At 42.2% G+C, this 2,456-nt stretch carries 3 protein-coding genes; all 3 read left to right on the forward strand.

From position 1 onward, the window contains the following. Positions 1-476: elongation factor 1-alpha C-terminal domain-related protein (locus tag AOG54_RS02575; RefSeq protein WP_330218512.1), on the forward strand; the 476-nt coding region annotated here is incomplete at its 5' end. Positions 477-482: 6 nt separating this feature from the next. Further along, the gene (rpsJ, locus tag AOG54_RS02580; RefSeq protein ID WP_048101896.1) at positions 483-794 is read left to right on the forward strand and encodes a 30S ribosomal protein S10; all 312 of its coding nucleotides are present in this window, start codon (positions 483-485) and stop codon (positions 792-794) included. A gap of 73 nt (positions 795-867) precedes the next feature. Then, positions 868-2,456, forward strand: a 1,589-nt coding sequence (locus AOG54_RS02585) for an elongation factor EF-2 (RefSeq protein WP_055032369.1), incomplete at its 3' end; no start/stop codon positions are given.

Below are 2,456 nucleotides of genomic sequence, written 5' to 3' on the forward strand. Positions count from 1 at the left end.
AGGTAAAGTCAATAGAGATGCATCATACACCAATGCAGCAGGCTGAGCCAGGAGATAATATAGGTTTCAACGTAAGGGGTATTGCAAAGAACGACCTTAAGAGGGGTGACGTCTGCGGTCCACAGTCAAACCCACCAACAGTTGTCAAATCATTTACAGCCCAGATAGTTGTATTGCAGCACCCAAGCGTTATAGCCGCAGGATACAAGCCTGTATTCCATGTCCATACAGCACAGGTTGCATGCAGAATTGATGAAATCATCAGGACAATAAATCCAAAGGATGGTACAACATTAAAGGACAAGCCAGATTTCATCAAGGCCGGAGATATAGCAGTTGTTAAAGTCGTTCCAGACCGCCCACTTGTACTTGAGAAGGTATCCGAGTTCCCACAGCTCGGAAGGTTCGCAATCAGGGATATGGGCATGACAGTTGCAGCAGGTCAGTGCATAGATCTTGAAAAAGCATCAGCGTGATCATAAATGGCATATAAAGCACGTATTTCACTTAGTGGCACTGAAAATAAAATAGTTGACGTTGTCTGCGACGAAATTAAAACAATTGCCAAAAGAACCGGCGTTGAAATACATGGACCAATACCATTACCAACGAAACGGCTCATGGTACCTGTGAGAAAGAGTCCTGATGGTGAGGGCTCACCCACATGGGACCGCTGGGAGATGAGGGTTCATAAAAGGCTTATAGATGTTGACGCAGACGAAAGAACATTAAGGCAATTAATGAGAATATCTATACCTGATGGTGTTAGAATAGAAATACAGATAAAGAGTTAATTTTTTTAATTTTTATTGTTTGAAAATAGTATTAAATAATAATTTACAATATGGTTTTTTATAAGGTGTTATTATGGGTCGAAAAGAGGATAATATTGCAAAGGCAATGAAATTAATTGAAAATCCTGAAAGAATTAGGAATATAGATATAGCAGCTCATATAGATCATGGTAAAACCACGCTTAGTGATAACCTTATAGCCGGCGCGGGAATGATGAGTGAGGAACTTGCAGGTAAACAGCTTCTTCTGGATTATGATGAGCAGGAACAGGCAAGGGGAATAACAATTAATGCCGCAAATGCATCAATGGTGCATGAGGTTGATGGGAAAGAATATTTAATTAATCTTATAGACACACCAGGTCATGTGGACTTTGGTGGGGACGTTACAAGGGCCATGAGGGCTGTCGATGGCACGGTAATAGTTGTTGATTCAGTTGAGGGTGTCATGCCCCAGACAGAAACAGTTGTGAGGCAGGCATTAAAGGAAAAGGTTAAACCTGTTTTGTTTATTAATAAGGTTGACAGGTTAATAAATGAGTTGAAGTTAAATGCAGAGGAAATGCAGAAGAGATTCATTAAGGTTATTTCCGATGTAAATAAGCTTATATCAAAATATGCACCAGAAGAGTTTAAAAATTCATGGCTTGTAAATGTACAGGCCGGAACCGTAGCCTTTGGTTCTGCATATAATAACTGGGCACTGTCTGTGCCAGCCATGGGCATATTTAAGATAACATTTAAGGAAATTACAGATCTCGTCAGCAGTGGCAGGCAGAGAGAGCTCGCAAAAAAGGCACCGCTGCATAAGGTTGTTCTTGATATGGTAATCAAAAATCTGCCAAATCCGGCAGAGGCACAAAAATACAGAATACCCCAGATATGGCATGGAGACCTTGACTCCGAGGTTGGAAAGGCCATGCTTAAGTGCGATGATAATGGGCCGGTAAGCATGATGATTACAAAGATCCTGATAGACCCGCATGCTGGAGAAATTGCCGTGGGAAGGGTTTTTAGCGGCATAATTAGGAAGGGCAGTGAGCTTTATGTTACCGGTGCCGGCAAATCAAAGGTTCAGCTGCTATCAATGATGGTTGGTCCAGACAGAATAGCAGTAGATGAGATCGCTGCAGGAAACATAGCTGCGGTAATAGGTCTAAAGGGAGCGATTGCCGGTTCCACAGTATCCTCAATACCGGACATGGAGGATTTTGAGCCAATGTCCCATTATTCAGATCCGGTTGTAACACTGGCCATAGAGGCAAAGCATACGGCAGACCTTCCCAAACTTATAGATGTTTTGAGGTCGGTTTCAAAGGCAGACCCATCAATACAGGTTGATATAAATCAGGAAACAGGTGAGCATTTAATATCAGGTATGGGTGAACTTCATCTGGAAATTACACTTTACAGGATAAAGAATGATTATAAGATCGATGTGGTAACATCAGAACCGCTTGTTGTTTACAGGGAGACCGTTGATAAGACTGGCGGGCCATTCGAGGGAAAATCACCAAACAAACATAACAGATTCTATTTCAAGGTTGAGCCACTGCCATCTGGAGTTGTTCAGGCAATACTTGATGGAAAGGTGCCAGAGGGATCAAAGTTTAAGGACAGAAAGGCTGTTATGGCAACACTTGAGGAGGCCGGATTAACGCA

The organism is Acidiplasma aeolicum (assembly GCF_001402945.1).
Lineage (GTDB): Archaea > Thermoplasmatota > Thermoplasmata > Thermoplasmatales > Thermoplasmataceae > Acidiplasma > Acidiplasma aeolicum.